The following is an 18,769-nucleotide window of genomic DNA, read 5'->3' as shown; positions in this document are numbered from 1 at the left end:
GGTGAAGTTTGGACCCCAAAATCTGTGGTTGAGGGGCCCTCGAGCCCTTCGACGGAGTAAGGGTCGGGCAGAATCACGATGCTGGAGAACGAGCCGAGCACGAGTTTGGAAGGTGGGCTGAATCACTGGCTCGAAAGCATCGGCCTCGCGCACTACACCGATCTTTTCGCGCAGCACCGCCTCGATCTCGACGTCATCGCGGATCTCACCGAAGCCGATCTGGTCGAGCTCGGATTGCCGCTCGGCGATCGCAAGCGGCTGCAGCGGGCGATGGCGGCGCTGTTTCAAGCGGAAACCACGGAGGCGCCGGCGGAGGCGCCGCGTCCGCAAATCCGGGCGGAGGTCGGAGCCGAACGGCGCCAGCTCACCACCATGTTCTGCGATATGGTGGATTCCACCTCGCTGTCCGCGCAGTTCGATCCGGAGGACGTCCGCGACATGATCGCGGATTTTCGCGAGACCTGCGTCCGGGTGGTCAAGCAATACGAGGGCTTTGCCGCCCGTTTCGTCGGCGACGGTATCCTGGTCTATTTCGGCTATCCGACCGCACATGAGGACGATGCCGAGCGCGCGGTGCGCGCCGGGCTCGAGATCGTGCGGGTGCTGTCGACGGCACGCGCGGTCGAGCCGCGTGGTGCGCTCAGCCATTCACCCGCCGTCCGCATCGGGATCGCGACCGGCCTCGTTGTGGTCGGCGACCTCGTCGGGCAGGGCACCGAAGAACGCGACTCCGCGGTCGGGGAAACCGTCAATCTCGCGGCGCGCCTGCAAGGCCTGGCGCCGCCCAACGGCGTGGTGATCTCGGCCTCGACGCAGGCGCTGCTGAAGGGGAAGTTCGACTACCGCAATCTCGGAGTCCACGACTTGAAGGGGATCTCCGAGAAGGCCCAAGCCTGGCACGTGGTGCGCGCCTCGCGCTTGGAGACCCGCTTCGCTGCGGCGATGGGGACGCGGCTGACGCCGCTCGTCAACCGCGAGGAGGAGATCGCGCTGTTGATGGGGCGCTGGCAGCAGGCCAAGGACGGCGACGGCCAGGTCGTGGTCAAATTCGGCGAGCCCGGCATCGGCAAGTCGCGCATCATCCAGGAGATCTTCGAGCGGATATCGGACGACCGCCATGGACAGGTCTCGCTGCAGTGCTCGCCCTATTACACCTCCACCGCGTTCCATCCGTTCGTCGAGCAGCTCAAATTCTCCCTCGGTCTCGATCGCGAGGATTCGTCCGCGCTGTCGCTGGCGAGCCTGGAGAACGCGATCGCCGCCGCTGATGGCGACATCGAGCAGGTCACCCCGCTGTTTGCCGCGCTGCTGTCGATACCGACCGGGGACCGCTATCCGCCGCTCGAGCTGTCGCCGCAGCAGCAGAAGGATGCGACGGTCGTGGCGCTGGTCAACCATTTCCTCGGCCTTGCGCGCGAGATGCCGCTGGTGATCGCGTTCGAGGATTTGCATTGGATCGACCCGACCTCGCGCGAGGTGGTCGACCTCCTGGTCGATCGGGTGCAGAACCAGCCGATCCTGGCGATCATCACCGCGCGCTCGGAATTCCAGGCGAGCTGGAACGCGCATTCGCACATCACCACCCTGGTCCTGAACCGCTTGAGCCGGCAGTTGCGCACGACGCTGGTGGAGCGCGTCGCGGGACGCGAGCTGCCCAAGGAGGTTGTCGAGGAGATCATCGTCAAGACCGACGGCGTGCCGCTGTTCCTGGAAGAGCTGACCAAGACGGTTCTGGAATCCAATCTGCTGACCGAGCGGCACGGGCGCTACGTGCTGTCGGGACCGTGGCGGCAGCTCGCAATCCCGGCCACCCTGACCGACTCGCTGATGGCGCGGCTCGATCGGATGGGACCCTTCAAGCGCATCGCGCAGATCGGCGCCACGATCGGCCGCGAGTTCTCCTACGAGACGCTGCATGCCGTCGCCAATACGCCGGCCGAGCAGATCGAGGCGGCGCTCAGTCATCTGCAGGAGGCCGGGCTGATCATGCGCCGCGGCCATCCGCCGGATGCGCTGTACTCCTTCAAGCACGTGATGATCCAGAACGCCGCGCATGCGAGCCTGTTGCACAGCGAGCGGCGCAAGCTGCATGCGCGGATCGCCCAGGTGCTCGCCGATATGTATCCGGAGAGGACCGAGCGCGAACCGGAGCTGCTCGCCCATCATTTGACCGAATCCGGCCAGAGCGAGGGCGCTGCCAGCTTCTGGCTCAAGGCCGGCAAGCAGGCGGCCAGGACCGGGGCCAATCTGGAGGCGATCGGCCACCTGCGCCGCGGGCTTAACGTCGTGCAGGCCAATGCGCGCATGCAGGGCGCGGACGAGATGGAGCTCAAGCTGCGCATCGCGCTCGGCAACGCGCTGATCGCCGCCAAGGGCTACGCGGTGCAGGAGGTCGAGGAGAACTACATCCGCGCGCTGGAGCTCGGCCGTCAGCTCGATGACGACGAAAAGGTCTTCGCTGCGACGCGCGGGCTCTGGGTGTGCCATTTCATCCGCGCCGATCTCACCCGCGCGCACGATCTCAGCGTCGAGCTGTTGAAGTTTGCCAAGCGCGAGCGGCTGAACGAGCGGACGCAGCCGGCGCAGCAGACCGGCTATCTGATCGAGGCGCACCGCGCGATCGCGATGACCATGCTCTATCGCGGCCGCTTCGCAGCCTCGCAGCACCATTTGCACCGCTGCATCAACCTGTTCAGCCCCGATCTGCACTCCGACCTGATGGAACGGCACGGCATCGATCCCGGTGTCGTTTCGCTGTCCTATCTCGGTTACCTCCTGTGGTTCCTCGGTCGGCCCGACGCGGCGCGCCAGCACAGCGAGCAGGCGATCGCGAACGCCGAGAAGATCCGCCACCCTTTCACGCTCGCCTTCGCGCTGGTGTTCGGCGCCTATCTCCGCCAGCATTTGCGCGACGTCGAAGGCACGCGCGACTACGCCAATCGCGCCATGATCATTGCCACCGAGCACAATTTCCTGCACTGGAAGCAGCAGGCGGCGATCCTGCGCGGCTGGGCGCTGGCTCAGCTCGGCGAAGCCGACGAAGGCCTCGGCCAGATGCGCTTCGGCCTCGACGAGTACGAGGCGATGGATTCCTGGCTCGCCGGCTGCTGGTTCCGCTGTCTGCTCGCGGAAACGTACGCCAAGGTCGGGATGCGCGACGCCGCCTTGCGCGCGCTGGATGGTGCGCTTGCGACCGCAAGGCGGACCGGCGATCACTTCTATCTCGCCGAGGTCTATCGCATGCAAGGCGAGATCACGCTGGCGGGTGGCGACCCGGCGTCGGTACAGGAGGCGGAGGACCTGTTCGGCCTTTCGCTGGAGACCGCACGCAAGCAGGGTGCGCTGTCCTGGGAGCTTCGCACCGCCCTCGGCCTCGCGCGCCTGTCGCAACAGGCCGGCAAGCGCGACGACGCAAGACTCTTGCTCATGCCGATCGTCGGCAAATTCAGCGAGGGCTTTTACACGCCGGACCTGAAGCAGGCGTTGCAGCTCGTCGACGAGCTCGGCATGGACGCGCCGGTGCGCGAGCAGGCCGGTCTGTGACATGAGCGATCTTGCCGCCGCGCGGGCGCGCTACGTGGAGTTGATCGCCAGGCGCGAGCGGATTGCCTCGAAGCGTCTGCTCGCCGCGCTCGCCGCCGTTCCGCGCGAGGAATTTCTGCCAAGGGGACCGTGGCGCATCAAGGGCGAGGCAGCGCGCAGTTACCGGCTGACGCCCGACGCCGATCCCGTTCATCTCTACGACAACGTGCTCGTCGCGATCGATGCGCGCCGCAAGCTCGACACCGGCCTGCCAAGCCTGTGGGCGCATTTGATCGACACTCTCGACGTCAAGCGGGCGGACCGTGTGGTGCAGATCGGCTGCGGCCTCGGCTATTTCTCCGCGGTGCTGTCGATCATGGTCGGCGAGAAGGGCCGCGTCCATGCGATCGAATGCGACGATCGGCTCGCGACCCGGGCGGCGAGCTATTTGCGCGGCTATGGCAATGTCACGGTCGTCCACGGCGATGGATGCAAGGACGTGAGCGAGCCCGCCGATGTGATCATCGTCCATGCCGGCTTCCCGCACCCGCACCCGCTCTGGCTGCGGTCGCTCCGTCCGCGCGGCCGTCTTCTGGTGCCGCTGACCCAGCGCGACCGCGAAGGCGCCGCCCTCAAGATCACGCGGAGGGCCAGGGGTTTCGAGGCAGAGGCGATCCAGCAGATCCGGATCTTTCCCGGCCGGGGCCGCGGCGTGACCGCCCTCGACGACCGCGTCGCCGACTGGTGGCAGCGCGCCTCAGCCCTGGCGCCGCTCCGCTTTCGCGGGCTGGAGCAGGGGCTGCCGTCGGATGGCTAACACTTCGTTTCGCTTTACCTTGATTTCGATCGTGAGTTTCCGGCATCTCGCATTGCCGCTATCAGTGCGGGTCTAATGGCCATTTGAGCGTGCTCCATGCATTCCGTTGCCCTGCTGACTGCCAGCTACGCCAAGGATATCGAACGCTTTTCGCTGCTTAGCGAGAGCATCGACACCTGGCTGTCGGGATACACGCGCCATTATGTGCTCGTTAACGATGAGGACGTGCCGCTGTTCGCGCGCTTCGCGTCCGACAAGCGGGTCATCGTTCCGGCCTCGCGCTATCTGCCGAAGTGGCTGTTCGCGCTGCCGCCGGCGCTCCAGTTCGGCAGCCGGCGCGTCTGGCTGTCGCTGCTGTCCTCGCCGGTGCACGGCTGGCACATCCAGCAGATCCTGAAGATCGCCGGCGTCCTCAACGCGCCCGAGCAGCGCGCCTGCATCCTAGATTCGGACAATCTGTTCTTCCGCGAGTTCGACGTCAGCCGATATGCCGGCGCTGAGACGACGCCGCTGTTCGTCACGCGCAAAGCGATCGCCGCCGACCACCCGTTGCACGGCCTGTGGCTGCGCACCGTCGACCAGCTTCTCGGCATCAAGCAGCGCGCGTTCCCGGCGGACGATTATGTCGGCAACGCGCTGGTCTGGGACAGGGACACGGCGCGTGCGATGACGGACGCGATCAAGTCGGCGACCGGCCTGAGCTGGTCGCTGGCGCTGTGCCGGAAGAAGAAGTTTTCGGAGTATCTGCTTTACGGAAACTTCGTCGCCAATGCGCCGGAACACCTGGCGCGACATCGGCTCACCGAAGACAGCATCGCGGTCTCGCACTGGGACGACACGCCGCTCGACCGCCCGGCCATCGAAGCGATGATGCGGACGGCCTCGCCCGAGCAGGTCGCGCTTTGCATTCAGTCCTATTCGTCGACGTCGATCGCCGACATCCGCGACGTGTTCCGCCTCTCCTCGCGCGAGCGGCGCGCGCCGAGCCTGGCCCCCGATCATATCGGCGATGTGGCCGCGTTCGAAACGCCGAAGACACGCTGATTTCTAAAGCATGATCCGGAAAAGTGCATAGCGGTTTTCCGAAAAGATCATGCTCGAACAATAATCTAAAGCGCGATGACGATTCATCCTAATCGCATCGCGCTTTAGCCGTCCTTCGTGAACTTGCTGATGACGTCCATGAACGGCTTCGGCTTGAACTCGCCGTCGAGCGGCAGCGGACGGTTCGGCTGCTTGTCCTTGCGGGCGAAGGTGCCGTTGATCCAGCTGTAGCGGTCCGAGATGCCCCAGGTCAGGATCGACCGCACCGGGCCGCTCGCGGCAACGGCCGTCAGCAAGTCGTCGACGCGCTTGGCGACGACGGCGTCGCGCTCCGCAGGACTTCCCGCCAGCTTCTGGTCGTCGACGTCGAGCTCGGTGATGAGAACCTCGAGCCCCCAGGAACGCAGCTCGGTGGCGAATTCGGCGAGCCCGTGCGTGTCGATCTCGAGCTCGGCGTGCAGATGCGCCTGCAGTCCAACGGCGTGGAGCGGAACGCCCTGATCGAGCAGGTCCATGATGAGGGTGCGATAGGCCGCCCGCTTGGCGATGAACGAGTCCTTCGCCGACTCGATGTCATATTCGTTGATCGCGAGCTTGACGAAGGGGTCGGCCGCGGCCGCCGTGCGGAACGCCAGCGGAATCCAGCGATCGCCGAGATGTTGCGTCCAGAAGGTGTCGCGCCGGTCCTTCGGGCTGCGCGGATTGTCCGGGATCGGCTCGTTGACGACGTCCCACGACGTCAGCTTGTCCTTGTAGTAGGAAACGACGGTGCCGATGTGGTCGAGATAGGCGCGTTCGACGCCCTTGCTGCCCTTGATCTGCTTGGTCCAGTCCGGAATGTCGTGATACCAGGCGAGTGCGTGGCCGCGCATGGTCAGATCGTTGTCGCGCGCGAAATCCAGGATCGCGTCGGCGCGCTCGAAGGTGAACGTATGGGCGTCCGGCCGCAGCATCGGCCATTTCAGCTCGAGCACCGGCACCACCTGCGTGCAATAGGTGCCGATGGCCTCGCCGAGCCGCGGATCGGCTTGCAGGTCCCAGAGCGTGGCGGCTGCGCCGTAGCCCGGGCGGCGTTGGACGCGTTTCGAGGCCGGCACCGCGGACGCCGATGCGCCCGCCGCGAGCGTTGCGACACTGCCGAGCAGGAATTCGCGTCGGTCGAGCCCGGTCACGCGTGCCGCTGCATCGCGGCTTCCGCGATTTCGTAATAGTGAAGCGCGCCCTTCTCGAGCGTCAGGTGGTCCAGCACATAATCGCGCGGCGCGAAGCCTCCTGCGTCGACCTGCGACCAGAAACGGCCCCAGCCCGCCGCGAAGCTGCCCGCATCAGTGAAGGTCATGCCGCAGCGCGCGTCGAAATAGGGCACCGAGGACACGTTGCCCTCGTATCGCACCTTGTCCGGGAAATATTTCGGATCCTGCCAGGGTCCGCCGCGATCCCAGGCGAAGACGGGCACGCCGCTCGACAGTGCTTGCTGGCAGGCGATGCCCTGGCTCTCGTGCTCGCAGAGGAAGATCATGCTGCGGCAGCGCGCCAGCGCGGTCTTGTAATCCTCTTCCTTGTAGTGCCCGTAGCGGATCGTTTCGACCGTGCGTCCGCTGGCTTCGAGAAACTTTCGGATCGGCTCGATCAGCTCCGGTTGATACCGGTCGTAATCCCAGCGGACCTTGTCGTAGAGCAGCACGTCGATCTTCTTCTGCGCGGCCGGCGCCGGGACCCACAGATCCGTCTCGATGCCGACGGGCCAGGCACCGACATGGGGCCAGTGCGGACGGAACATGTCGGCATACCAGGCGCACGGTAACAGCACCTGCCTCACGTCGAGATCCTCTAGAGTTTCTGGTGCGTCGATTGGATGGTCATACATGGCGACGCCAAGCAGCAGTGGATTCTTCCACTTGAACCAGTCGAGCACGAACGGCCGGCCGATGATGCAGGCCAGTTCCTCCGGATGCTTCCGAATGTAGCGATAATCGTTGACGCGGTAGCGAATGCCAAGCCGATCGAGACCTGCGCACAGATTGAGCAGAACGCGCCGCTGTCCGCTGATGAAGGACTTGCCCAGCAGCAACCGGCGCAGCAGCGGCCGAAGGTGACGGTCGCCGGGAAACCAGCGGTCGTCTCGTTCCTCGAAGAAGAGGTTGAGGACCATCCTGTCGCGGCCCTTCGCGCCGGGATACGCCGGAGCCGCGGGAGCAGTGGCGGTTCGACGCGGGAGGGAGGTCGATCTCGCCCGTGTTCGTTCGACAACGTCCATATCAGTTACATCAGTGCGTCGGAGGAGTCGGGCGACGTTTCGCTATCATTGCTTCTTTTCTGTGATCGCGCCCGCTCCTTCAAGGACAGGGCAAATTTAACGCTAACGCGCGATAACCGCGTGCTCGCTCCATTAGCGATCCGATTTGCAGGGTTATCCGGCTATCCTTGACTTGTCCTTGACCTATCCTTGGCAATGCCAGCGGCGAGCCCCGATTGTCGCACCCAATCGTCTTAACGATCCGTTAATCCTGATGGCCGCCCACGGTCCCGTGCTCGCATGCTGAACCGCCATTTCTCGATCTATCTCGTCGCCTACATCCTGCCTGCGGCGGTGGGCTTCTTCGCCGTCACGGCCTATACGCGGCTCCTCAGCCCGGCGGAGTACGGCGTCTATGTCGTCGGCATCAGCCTTGCCGGGATTCTGGGCGCGATCTTCTTCGCCTGGATCAAGCTGTCGGTGTCGCGCTATCAGGCGATGTCGGCGGAGGTCGATTTTCGTGGCACGGCAATCGTCGCCTTCGCGCTCACGGCCGCGGTGCTCTGCGCCACCACTCCGCTGGTCGTCCTGTTCCGCAGCGATGTCAGCGTCGAGCTGCTGCTCGCCAGCATGTTCGTCGCGATCATGGCCAATGCGGTCGATGTCGGCCAGGAGTTCGAGCGCGCTAAATTGCGCCCCTACCGGTTCGCGGCGATCTCGATCGTGCGCAGCGTCTCCAGCGTCGGCTTCGGTCTTCTCGGAATCTGGCTCGGCTGGGGTGGATTGGGGCTGCTCGCCGCATTCGGCCTGGGGTCGCTCGCCGGCATCATCCTGAACCTCGTCGGCGACCGCACCGGGATCGCGCGATTCCAGCGCAGCCAGTTCATGCAGCTGGCGCGCTACGGCCTGCCGCTGACGCTGGCGGGATTGTCCGTGGCGGTCTATTCGGCCTGCGACCGCCTCATTGTCGCTTATCTGCTCGGCAAGGACGCTGCCGGCATCTTCGGCGTTGCCGCCGATCTGCCGCGCCAGTTCATGGTCATGATCGCATCCAGCGTCGCCGCGGCGACCGTGCCGCTGGTGTTCCGGTCGTTGTCCGAGAACAACGGCGAGACGACGCGGGAGCGGCTGACCGAAAGCCTCGAGCTGCTGCTCGTCGTGGTGGCGCCCGTTGCGGTCTGGCTTGCGCTTGCGGCGGACCAGGTGGCCGGAACGCTCGTCGGGATCGACTTCCGCGCCGGCGTCTCGGCCCTGTTGCCGACACTGGTGCTTGCGCGGCTTTTCGGCATCGCCAATCAGTTCTACGTGCAGATCAGCTTCCAGCTCGCCGAGCGGCCGTTCATGCTGGCGGCGCAATCTTTCCTCACGCTGGTGATCAGCGTGATCCTGATGTTCGCGCTGATCGGCGGCTACGGCCTTTACGGCGCGGCGCTGGCGACCCTGGCAACCGAGGCGATCGGCTTCCTGGTCGCACTCGTCCTGATGCATCGGGCCCATCCGGTCCCGTTCGAGCTCAATCGCCTCGCCGGCGTCGCTGCCTCCGCGGCATTGATGGCGGCGGCGATCCTTGTTGCGCGCGCGCAAGTGGGCGGCACCGGCCTCGCCTCGCTCGTCATCGTCAGCCTCGCCGGCGGCCTTGCCTATGCGGCCGCGGCCTGGCTGCTCAATGTTGCGAACGTGCGAACGTTGTCGCTGCGTTTCCTGCGAACGTTGAACCGCAAGGCTCTCGGCGTCTAGCGGAAGGGCTATCCGCGCGTCCGTATGGTCGCACCAAAAGGTGATCCGGACATTCTGCCGCAGCGATTGAGGCCAGCTCCGGCTGCCCTCGGCTGACGGCCGCCTTCCGCCTCCGCGAGGCGTCGTATATGAGAGATTTGTCGTCCGAACGTACCGAATCCCGCCACAGACGGAACGTAAGGCGACTGCAATTTCTTAATGCAACGATTCCAATCTGACACGTGAGCGATACCAGCCGACTGGCAGCTCGACCGAGGATGGCATGAAAAACCGATCGACGACGGCGCAATCCATCAGGGCGGTGGGGCGCCGGGGGCCTGCCGGAATCATGGCGCTCGTGGCGGCGGCGACCCTTGCGGCGGCCACCCCGGCGATTGCGGCCAAGCAGCAGCGCCAGGTGGCCGAGGCAGTCGCGCCGCGGGTGGCCGGCGATCCGGTCATGGCGATCGTGTCGATCAAGAGCCAGCAGGTCACTTTCTACGATGCCGACGGCTGGATCGTGCGCGCGCCGGTATCGACCGGCACCACCGGACGCGAGACGCCGGCTGGCGTCTTTGCCATTCTCGAGAAGAACCGGGAGCATCGCTCGAGCCTTTATGACGATGCCTGGATGCCGCACATGCAGCGCATTACCTGGAACGGCATCGCCCTGCATGGCGGACCGCTGCCCGGCTATGCCGCCTCGCACGGCTGCGTGCGAATGCCGTTCGGCTTCGCCGAGAATGTGTTCGACAAGACCTATATCGGGATGCGCGTGATCGTCTCGCCGCATGACACGGTCCCGACGGAATTCTCTCATCCCTCGCTGTTCGTGCCAAAGCCGGAGGCCATCGCGGCCGTGCCCGGCCGGGCCGACAAGCTCTCCGCCGAGGCGGAGGAGGCCACAAGGGCGGCCGACGAGGCCAAGAAGGCTGCGTCCGCCGCCGCGAAGGAAGCCGCCTCGCTCCCGGCCGCGTTGCGCAAGCTGGAGCAGCAGAAGACCCGCGCCGATGCCGAGCTCGCCTTCGCCGACAAAATGCTCGCAAATGCCAAGACGGATCAGGCCCGCGCCAAGGCCGAGGAGCTGAAGCAGAAGGCAGCAACCAAGGCTGCCGACGCGGCGACGCAGCTCGAGGCCGCCAGGGCCGCCGCGCAGCCGAAGCGCGATGCGGTGGCTGCGACCAAGGAAGCCGCGAAGACCGCTGCGGCCAGAAAGACCGAGGCCGTGAAGGCGGCGACCGACGCGAAGCTCGCGGGCGAGCCGGTCTCGGTCTACATCAGCCGGGCGACGCAGAAGCTCTATGTGCGTCGGAACACGCACAAGCCGGCGCCCGACGGCGGCGGCGAGGTGTTCGACACCAGCATCGAGGTCCCCGTCACGATCCGCAATCCCGAGCAGCCGATCGGCACGCATATCTTTACGGCGATGGCGAAGACCGGGACGGGCCTGCGCTGGAGCGTTGTCACGATCGAGAACGGCGATGAGGCCCGCAACGCACTCGACCGCATCACCATCCCGCAGGACGTATGGGACCGCATCGGGCCGACCGCGTTGCCGCGCTCCTCGATCGTCGTCTCGGACGAGCCGCTGAGCAGCGAGACCAATTACCGCACCGAGTTCGTCGCGGTGCTGAGCAACGAGCCGCAAGGCGGCTTCATCACGCGCAAGCCGACCGCGCCTGCCATGATCGCCAGCGATGACGGCTGGGACAACGGCTTCGGCTTCTTCTACCGCGATCCCTACGTCCAGCCGGCCAACCCGCGCCGGCGCAGCCAGTACCAGTACTATCAGCCGGCGCAGCCGTTCCAGCGCGGCTTCTGGTAAAGGACGCGCCGCCTCGGCCAACGCCCCTGCTACGGGCGGGCCTCGATCACGATCGCCTGGATCTTGCCCTCCACCGGACCGGATCCACGGCGGGCCCGGATTGCCTCCGCAACCGTATCGGTCGCAGCCTGAAGCTTGCCGGCATCCCGTGCCTCGATCTCGCTGCGCAGCGGCGTGCCCTGGCAGAGCGCAATGGCGACATCTTCGGCTAAAGGCGCGCGGCTGATTTCGGATCGGGTTTCGATCGAGATGTCGCGGAAGCCAGCTCGTTCGAGATCGCTCCTGATGACGGCCTTGTCGTGATAGCCGTGCGGCGTCCGGACCATGAAACGCGGCGGATCATTGGGAAACAGCTTCTCGAGCGCGACCGTTGCTTCATGCGTGAGCGCATTCTCCTCGATGCGATCCCAAACGTTGAACACGAACGTGCCGTCCGGCTTCAGGACGCGCCTGACCTCGCCATAGGCCTTGATGCGGTCCGGAAAGAACATCGCGCCGAACTGGCAGCAGACCACGTCGAACTCGGCGTCGCCCAAGGGCAGGGCCATTGCGTCCGCCTGGCGCCAGGTGATGCGATCGTCATTCGCCTGGCGCTGCGCTGCGACCGCGAGCATCGGTTCGTTGAGGTCCGTTGCAACGTATCGAACGCCGCGCGGCAGCGCCGCCGCCACGGCACGCGTCACCGCACCGGTGCCCGCTGCGATCTCGAGCAATACAGCGGGAGAGCGTGCGGCAACGCGCCTTGCGATGTCCTCCGCATAGACGGCGAAGATCATCGGGACCAGATACTCGTCGTAGATTTTCGGAATCGAGCCGGCGAAAACCTTGTCAGTGTCGGGCATGCTAGCCTCGCTGAAGGTTCGGACACGAGGCCACGTTACCATGGTTTCCCGCAAGAGCCAGCAACGGCGTACATTGCGGGCAATCGGTTCTACGATCTCCCGCCGCCGATCTCGCGGATTGGCCGCGTGCCGTCCCAGCTCATCGCGGCCTGCCGCACCTTCTCGAAGAACGGGCCCTTGGTGCCGCTGATGTCGGACATTTCGATCACCGTGCCCGGATGCGCCTGCGTGTCGAAATAGGCAAAGCGTCCCTTGTTGCCGCCGATCTGGCCCTCATGGCCGATCCGATAGCCGAGCCCGAGCGCCTTGTCGTAGAGCGCCTGATAGTCGTGGCTCCAGTACGACATGTGCTGGAGCCCTTCGTGCCCAGCATCGAGGAATTCCCTGTAGAGCGAGGGCGCGTCGTTGCGCTGCTGGATCAGCTCGATCTGGAGATCGCCGGAATTCGCCAGTGCAATGCTCATCTCGACGGCGGAATCCCGGCCACGATGGCGGAACCAGTCGGTCTTGATCCGGTCCATGTAGTACCAGGGGCCGACGCCCATCACCTCGATCCAATGCTTCATCGCGGCGTGGATGTCCCGCACCACATATCCGTTCTGGCGCACCGCGCCGAAGATGCGGCTCATGCCCGCGCTCCTCTTGTCGTGTTGCTCACTTGACCTCGATGCCGGCGTCCTTGGCAACCTGCTTCCAGGCCGCAATGTCGCGCGCGTTGATGTCGCGCTGCTCCCCGCCGGGCACGAATTGCGGGGTGATGCCGAGCGCCAGCAGCTTCTGCTTCACGACGTCATCGCCAAGGGCCTCCTTCAGGGCCGCCGACAGCCTCGTGGCGATCGGCGGAGCCACGCCGGCGGGCGCATACATCGCCCATGACAGGCTGCGGTCGAACGCGACGCCCTGCTCCTTGTAGCTGGCGATTTCGGGCAGGCTCGGCGACCGCTCGCCGCAGGCCGCCAGCGCCTTGATCGAGCCCTCCTTCACCAGCGGCGTTGCGGTGGCGACGTCGAGCGTCGCCAGGGAAATGTGGCGGCCGAGCAAATCGCCGGCCAGCTTTGCGATGCCGTTGAACGGCACGTGGTCCATCTTGATGCCGGTCTGCTGCATCAGGATTTCCGCGCAGAATTGCCCGGTCGAGCCGACGCCCCAGCTGCCGTACTGGATCGGCTCGCCCTTCTTGGCCAGCGCGACCAGACCCTTGATGTCATTGGCGGCAAAGTCCTTGGTGGCCACCAGCATGATGGAGGAGACACCGACGCGCCCGATCGTGGTGAAGTCCTTGATCGGATCGTAGGGCAGTTTTGGATAGATCGCGGGCGCCAGCACATGCGTGGTCATGCCGCCGACGGTGATGGTGTAGCCGTCATTGGCGGATGTCGCGACCATCTGCGTGCCGATCGTGCCGGCGGCGCCGGTGTGGTTCTCGATATAGATGCTCTGCCCGAGCGTCTTGCCCATCCTGTCCGCAAGCAGCCGGCCGACCACGTCGCCACCGCCGCCGGCCGCGTAAGGCAGCAGCATCCTGATCTTGCGGGTGGGGTAGGCGGCAGCATCCTCGGCACGGGCCGACGCCGCCGCAGACAGGATCAGCAGCAATGATGTGACGATGCGAAGCGCTGCGATGGTTTGCGCGGGCAAAAGGCGAGCGTGGCTTGCCATGGCGTTCTTCCCCCAATTGCTCTCCGCTTATCGAGCGGAGTTGAAACGAACGATCGTTCGTACGGTTGACTAGCGAACGAGCGTTCGTTAGTCAAGCAGCATGGCTGTCGACACCTCTAGCGCGGCTGAAGCGGCTGCGCCCACGACGCGCGAGCGCATCCTCGCCGAAGCGCTCAACCTGTTCGCGCAGAGCGGTTATGGCGGCGCCTCGATGCGCGAGCTCGCGCGCCGCGTCGGCATCCGCGAGAGCAGCCTCTACAACCATTTCCCCGGCAAGGCGGCGATCCTCGAGGCGATCGTCAGCGAGCATGGCCCGGCCAGCTCGGCGAGCCGGCTGGAGGAGCCGCGCTACAAGCAGCTGGCGCGGCAGCCGGCGGAGTTCTGCCGGCAGTTCGCGCTCGACCTCGTCGAGCAATGGTCCGATCCGCGCGAGCACCAGTTCCAGAAGGTCATCACCGCCGAGCGCAACCGCGTGCCAGGCATTCGCGCCAAATTCGCCGATCATTTCTACGCGCGCGAGCAGAGCCTGATGACGGATTATTTCCGCGGCTTCGCGCTCGCCGGCCTGATCTCGACCACTGATCCGCGCGAGACCGCGCGGCTGTTCGCCGCCGGTCTGATCTATATCCGCCTCGAGCATTACGTGATGGGCGCGGTGCCGTCGCCGCGGCCGAAGGTGATCGAGGCGATCGACCGCTACCTCACCTTCTTCCTGTCGCTGGTCGCGGCAGGCCGTGACGCCGACAACAAGAAACGAAAGACCAAGGGAGAAACGCGTGGCAAGGCTGCCCCTGATTGATCCGGAGACGACGAGCGGCGACATCCGCGCCTCGTTCGACCGCATGCCGGTCAAGCTCAACATCTTCCGCATGATGGCCCATGCCGAGGCCAACATGATCCCGGCGATGCGGCTCGGCAATTCCATCCTGCACAAGCAGAAGCTCAGCGCGGTCAACCGCGAGCTTCTGATCCTCCAGTCCGCCCAGCTCGAAGGCGGCGCCTATGAATGGCGCCAGCACGTGCCGATCGCGCTCGGCGTCGGCTGCACGCAAGCCCAGATCGACGCCGTCGAGCGTAGTGACTACGACGCCGCCGGCCTGAGCGAGGCCGAGCGCGCGCTGCTGAAGTTCGGCCGCGAAGTGGTCGAGAACGTCCGTGTCCCCGAGACCATCTTCGCGGCCGTGCGAAAACATTTCAGCGACCAGGAAATCGTCGAAGCCATCGTCGCGCTCGGCTTTTACATGATGATGGCGCGCCTGACCGAAGCAACGGAAACCGATCTCGATCCCGCCGCTGGCATGAAGGTCTATGACGGCGGCAAGAAGCCAGCCGGCTGAGATGGCGGACACCGAGAGCAAGCCGGAGCGCTACATTCGTCCGCCGAGCGCGGAATCATCCGGAGAAGCGCCGGGCAGGGGGCGCCTGAAGGGGCGCCGCATCCTGATCGTCGGCGGCGGCCAACGCGTGTTCGACGCAGCGAGCGATCCAATCGGCAACGGCCGTGCCATGAGCATCCTGTGCGCCCGCGAGGGCGCCAAGGTCGCGGTCGCCGATCTCAACCGCAGCTCCGCCGAACAGACGGTGAAGCGCATCACGGATGAAGGCGGCGAGGGTTTTGCCATCGCGGCCGACGTCACCTCGGAGGCCGACGTCGTCCGCATGATCGACGAGGCGCGCCGCGCCATGGGCGGGCTCGACGGCATGGTGCTGAACGTCGGCACATTCGGCAAGGTCGGGCTCGATGCCGTCAGCCCCGAGGAGTGGAACAAGATCTACGACGTCAATGTCCGCGGCCCCATGCTGTGCTGCCGCGCCGGCTTGCCGAAATTCGACGATGGCGGCGCCATCGTCTTCATCTCCTCCATCGCCGCGCTGAAGGCGGGCTCGCAGATGGCGGTGTACGATTCCTCGAAAGCCGCGCTCGGCGGTCTGATGCGCAACATCGTCCATCTCGGAGCCCGCCGCGGCATCCGCGCCAATCTCGTCTATCCCGGCCTAGTCGACACCCCCAACGGCCGCGAAGCCGGCGCCGGCCGTCCCTCCCGCGGCAAGAGCCACATCCCGTTCGGCCGCCAGGCGACAGCCTGGGAGATTGCCTATGCCGTGCTGTTCTTCCTCTCCGACGAAAGCGTCTACGTCACCGCACAGACCCTCGCAGTCGATAGCGGCCTGAGCGGGATGTAAGTGCTCTTCTGTAGCCCGGATGGAGCGCAAGCGTAATCCGGGACCGATGCCTCACCGCGCAACCTGCCCCGGATTGCGCTGCGCTCCATCCGGGCTACGGATGCGACAGATCAGATGATCGAGCGAGATGTGCCCCGGCCCGTAAGCCATGAGGGCAAGCGCCATCGCCGCCCAAGTGAGGTGAATCGGCCAGCCGTCGGGCACCGTGAGCTCGACGATCACGGTCATGAACAGCAGCCCGAGCGCGGCGAACCGCGTGCCCAGTCCCAGCACCAGCAGGATCGGGAACATGATCTCGCCGGAGCCCGAGAGAAAGGCCATCACCGTCGGGGCCGGAAAGTGATAGGGCCCGCCGGGCAGATGCAGCATGAATTCGTCGCTGAACAGCGTCACCGCGGTGTCGTTGAGCTCGAGGAAGCCGCTCCATTTGAGCAGGCCCGAGCGCCAGAACGGCACGGCCAGCGCGAGGCGCAGCACCAGCTGGACCAGCGATGGCATCGCGAGCGCCTGCATCAGATGATTGGCTCTGTCGATGAGTGCTCCGGGCGACGCCAGGCCGCTGGCGGGCGTCATGGGCTGCTCCGTGATCATGATGGGTCTCCGCAACAGAGCGAGGTGAAGGCGCCGGCTTCGATCAGCCCGGCAATGTTCGCGGCGATGTCGAATTCGCTTGCCGCCTCCAGCGCCGCCGCCGCGGCTTCGCCGAGCGGCCGGCCCAACATGAGATGGTGCGCGAAGACCGCGCCGCCGGGTGGAAGGCGGCGCACGGCGACGTCGAATTCGCCGCGCGTGATCAGGGCATCCTCCGGCGTCGAGGCATCGATCCGCATAATCGGTGCGTCGTCGCGGTTGGCCGCAAAGATCGTCACGGCAGCGTAATTCGAACGCAGGCACCGCGCGGCCGGGTGCGGAATGAAAACCAGATCAGCCAGGCGGTCGGGCGTCACCGCCGAGAGCCGGGCCGGCGACAGCGGGATGGCGTTCGCGGCGTGATAGGCATCGAGCCAGGCCCGCTCGAGACGCGCGACGTCGGCGAGCCAGGGCATACCTTGCGCATGCTCGTAGGCTTCGATGAAATCCGGAAAATCGCGGCCGTATTCGAACAGCAGCGGCGATGTCGACGGATTGCTGCGCACATGGAAGCGCGCCATGGCGCGGAAGAAGTCGGTGCCGGTGATGCGCTGCACCGCCGGATAGATCGCGGCGAGCGCGTCGATCAGGCTGACCGTGACGTTGTTGCGGTAGACGTCATAGCGCCGGCCAGCGGCCTTGCCGTTGGGGCCGGTCACGAATTCAGGCGTGCTGCGCTCCGGATCCAGCAACGCCGGCGCGAACGATGCGGCAAAGCACAAACCTGGTTCAGGCGGCATGACGCTCTCCTGCCGGCATGACGGACTGATGGCGGTCGAGGATCGCCTGGGCGGCCGCGGCTTCCGCTTGCAGGACCGGCCAGTCCGGAATCTTGCTGTCCCATTCGATCAGCGTCGGCACCGGCCCGCGGCGCCGGATCACGATCTCGTAGAGCTTCCAGACGGCGTCAGTGACCGGGCCGTCGTGGCTGTCGATCAACAGCAGGTCACCTTCGTCGTCGGCCTGCTCGGCATGGCCCGCGAGATGAATTTCCGCAACGCGCGACAGCGGGAAATCGGCGAGGTAATCGAGCGCCGAAAATCCATGGTTGGCCGCGGAGACGAACACGTTGTTGACGTCGAGCAGCAGGCCGCAGCCGGTGCGCTCCGCAACGGCGCGGATGAACTCGGTCTCGCGCATCGTGGATTCGCGGAAGGCGAGATAGGTCGAGGGGTTCTCCAAGAGCAGCGGCCGCCGGATCGCCTCCTGCACCTGGTCGATGTGATCGCAGACGCAAGCCAGCGTCGCCGCCGTATAAGGCAGAGGCAACAGATCGTTGAAGAAGCTGGTCTCGTGCGTCGACCAGGCGAGATGCTCGGAGACCAGCGCCGGCTGATAGCGCGCGACCAGGCCGCGGAAGCGTGCCAGATGTGCCTTGTCGAGTGGCCGGGGCCCGCCGATCGACATGCAGACGCCGTGCAGCGAGAGCGGATGATCGCGGCGGATCGCCTCCAGCGCGCGATGCGGCGGCCCTCCGGCGCCCATGTAGTTCTCGGCGTGGACCTCGAAGAAGCCGCGCCGATTCTTTGCCTCGAGGATTGCCGGGAGGTGCTCGGGCTTGAAGCTCGTCCCGGCAACGCCGCCGATCGGCGTTGCGAAGCGGAGCGGCAGCGCTGCTGGCGGGGCCGGCCTGATTGTGCTCATTGTGCTGCTCCGTTCGCGCTTGCCGTTGCGCCGGCCGTTACACCGGCTTCAGCGAACCCTTCTTGCCGCCCGGCAGCTCGATGCTGGTGCAGGTGCCGCCCTTGACGAATTTCCAGGCATTGCCCTGGTAGTCCACGGTCGAGGTGCCCTGGCAGGTGGTGCCCGGTCCCGCCGCGCAATCGTTCTGGCCTTTCAGTGCGACGCCGAAGCACTTCTCTTTCTTGGCGGCGACGGCGGCATCGGCTTCGGCCTTGCTCAGGGGGGCGGCGGAGGCAAGGGTCGCGAGCGCGGTCGACACCGCACCGGCGAGGACGAGGGAGGTGACGGTATGTTTGGCAGACATCGAGGTTCTCCTGTTCGAATGGTGCCGCCCGGCAGGCGAGCGCGCATGATCTCCTTCGTTCCGCGCGCCGCCCGTGTTACGGCGGGCTGCTCACGAAACCGTGAGATCGATTGGATCGGGCGCACGGTCGGTGCGCTTGGACGGGATTAGCGGGCAAGTGGGTGCCCAAATCCAATGCCTTGGCGCTATCGACACGTTAGAGCGAGAGCATTGGATGCGTCCGACCAAACTTGGCAGAGGTAACGGACGGTAGGAAATCTGCGTAGGAAGATGACAGGAGTCGCGCCCACCCAAAGGCGGATAAAAC

17 protein-coding genes are annotated in these 18,769 nt (G+C 65.7%); 8 read left to right on the top strand and 9 right to left on the bottom strand.

What is annotated here, in order from left to right; genetic code table 11:
• Positions 1-78: 78 nt before the first annotated feature.
• The 3 genes from I6F36_RS29700 to I6F36_RS29690 all read left to right on the top strand — a co-directional run bounded on the left by I6F36_RS29700 (position 79) and on the right by I6F36_RS29690 (position 5,383).
• Positions 79-3,543 (top strand): AAA family ATPase, encoded by a 3,465-nt coding sequence (locus I6F36_RS29700; RefSeq protein ID WP_225172708.1) that lies wholly within the window; start codon positions 79-81, stop codon positions 3,541-3,543.
• Between the two features lies 1 nt (position 3,544).
• Positions 3,545-4,339 carry a protein-L-isoaspartate O-methyltransferase gene (locus tag I6F36_RS29695; protein ID WP_225172707.1) on the top strand — a complete coding sequence of 265 codons (795 nt, stop codon included), beginning with the start codon at positions 3,545-3,547 and terminating at the stop codon, positions 4,337-4,339.
• A gap of 96 nt (positions 4,340-4,435) precedes the next feature.
• Positions 4,436-5,383, top strand: a complete 948-nt coding sequence (locus I6F36_RS29690) for a DUF6492 family protein (protein WP_225172706.1) — start codon at positions 4,436-4,438, stop codon at positions 5,381-5,383.
• 104 nt (positions 5,384-5,487) lie between these two features.
• Here the strand turns inward: I6F36_RS29690 and I6F36_RS29685 are convergent, their stop codons facing one another.
• Together I6F36_RS29685 and I6F36_RS29680 are read right to left on the bottom strand one after the other, a co-directional pair.
• Positions 5,488-6,555, bottom strand: coding sequence for an endo-1,4-beta-xylanase (locus I6F36_RS29685; protein WP_225172705.1), 1,068 nt, complete (start codon positions 6,553-6,555; stop codon positions 5,488-5,490).
• Positions 6,552-7,640 (bottom strand): glycosyltransferase, encoded by a 1,089-nt coding sequence (locus tag I6F36_RS29680; protein ID WP_036011738.1) that lies wholly within the window; start codon positions 7,638-7,640, stop codon positions 6,552-6,554. The genes I6F36_RS29685 and I6F36_RS29680 overlap by 4 nt, the downstream gene beginning before the upstream one ends.
• 279 nt (positions 7,641-7,919) lie before the next feature.
• Between I6F36_RS29680 and I6F36_RS29675 the strand changes: the two genes are divergently transcribed.
• Positions 7,920-9,356, top strand: coding sequence for a lipopolysaccharide biosynthesis protein (locus I6F36_RS29675; protein ID WP_109145177.1), 1,437 nt, complete (start codon positions 7,920-7,922; stop codon positions 9,354-9,356).
• Between the two features lie 262 nt (positions 9,357-9,618).
• Positions 9,619-11,160, top strand: a complete 1,542-nt coding sequence (locus tag I6F36_RS29670; RefSeq protein ID WP_036026748.1) for a L,D-transpeptidase — start codon at positions 9,619-9,621, stop codon at positions 11,158-11,160.
• A 29-nt stretch (positions 11,161-11,189) separates the two neighbouring features.
• Here I6F36_RS29670 and I6F36_RS29665 read toward each other — a convergent pair whose 3' ends face one another.
• From I6F36_RS29665 to I6F36_RS29655, 3 genes are all read right to left on the bottom strand, one after another.
• Entirely contained in the window at positions 11,190-12,002 is an 813-nt protein-coding gene (locus I6F36_RS29665) for a class I SAM-dependent methyltransferase (protein WP_036011720.1), read from the bottom strand.
• Between the two features lie 89 nt (positions 12,003-12,091).
• Entirely contained in the window at positions 12,092-12,631 is a 540-nt protein-coding gene (locus tag I6F36_RS29660) for a VOC family protein (RefSeq protein ID WP_225172704.1), read from the bottom strand.
• 25 nt (positions 12,632-12,656) lie between these two features.
• On the bottom strand, positions 12,657-13,661 hold the full coding sequence (locus I6F36_RS29655; protein ID WP_225172703.1) for a tripartite tricarboxylate transporter substrate binding protein: 1,005 nt from the start codon (positions 13,659-13,661) through the stop codon (positions 12,657-12,659).
• 100 nt (positions 13,662-13,761) lie between these two features.
• Between I6F36_RS29655 and I6F36_RS29650 the strand changes: the two genes are divergently transcribed.
• Genes I6F36_RS29650 through I6F36_RS29640 form a run of 3 tightly spaced genes read left to right on the top strand, consistent with a single transcriptional unit; the run spans position 13,762 to position 15,845 of the window.
• The gene (locus I6F36_RS29650; RefSeq protein WP_225172702.1) at positions 13,762-14,460 is read left to right on the top strand and encodes a TetR/AcrR family transcriptional regulator; all 699 of its coding nucleotides are present in this window, start codon (positions 13,762-13,764) and stop codon (positions 14,458-14,460) included.
• Positions 14,438-14,998, top strand: a complete 561-nt coding sequence (locus tag I6F36_RS29645; protein WP_225172701.1) for a carboxymuconolactone decarboxylase family protein — start codon at positions 14,438-14,440, stop codon at positions 14,996-14,998. The genes I6F36_RS29650 and I6F36_RS29645 overlap by 23 nt, the downstream gene beginning before the upstream one ends.
• A gap of 1 nt (position 14,999) precedes the next feature.
• Positions 15,000-15,845 carry an SDR family NAD(P)-dependent oxidoreductase gene (locus I6F36_RS29640; protein ID WP_225172728.1) on the top strand — a complete coding sequence of 282 codons (846 nt, stop codon included), beginning with the start codon at positions 15,000-15,002 and terminating at the stop codon, positions 15,843-15,845.
• Between the two features lie 51 nt (positions 15,846-15,896).
• Here the strand turns inward: I6F36_RS29640 and I6F36_RS29635 are convergent, their stop codons facing one another.
• The 4 genes from I6F36_RS29635 to I6F36_RS29620 are packed head-to-tail and all read right to left on the bottom strand — an operon-like array spanning position 15,897 to position 18,462.
• Complete coding sequence (locus I6F36_RS29635; protein ID WP_225172700.1) at positions 15,897-16,436, bottom strand: DoxX family protein; 540 nt, start codon at positions 16,434-16,436, stop codon at positions 15,897-15,899.
• Entirely contained in the window at positions 16,433-17,215 is a 783-nt protein-coding gene (locus tag I6F36_RS29630; protein WP_225172699.1) for a DNA-binding domain-containing protein, read from the bottom strand. Before I6F36_RS29630 ends, I6F36_RS29635 begins: the two co-directional genes overlap by 4 nt.
• Positions 17,205-18,119: a DUF692 domain-containing protein gene (locus I6F36_RS29625; protein ID WP_225172698.1), complete on the bottom strand. Its 915-nt coding sequence runs from the start codon at positions 18,117-18,119 to the stop codon at positions 17,205-17,207. Before I6F36_RS29625 ends, I6F36_RS29630 begins: the two co-directional genes overlap by 11 nt.
• Before the next feature lie 37 nt (positions 18,120-18,156).
• Positions 18,157-18,462, bottom strand: a complete 306-nt coding sequence (locus I6F36_RS29620) for a DUF2282 domain-containing protein (protein ID WP_036035872.1) — start codon at positions 18,460-18,462, stop codon at positions 18,157-18,159.
• Positions 18,463-18,769 lie beyond the last annotated feature (307 nt).

Source organism: Bradyrhizobium sp. BRP19 (assembly GCF_020194195.1).
Lineage (GTDB): Bacteria > Pseudomonadota > Alphaproteobacteria > Rhizobiales > Xanthobacteraceae > Bradyrhizobium > Bradyrhizobium yuanmingense.
This window is presented reverse-complemented; position numbering and strand designations above follow the sequence as displayed.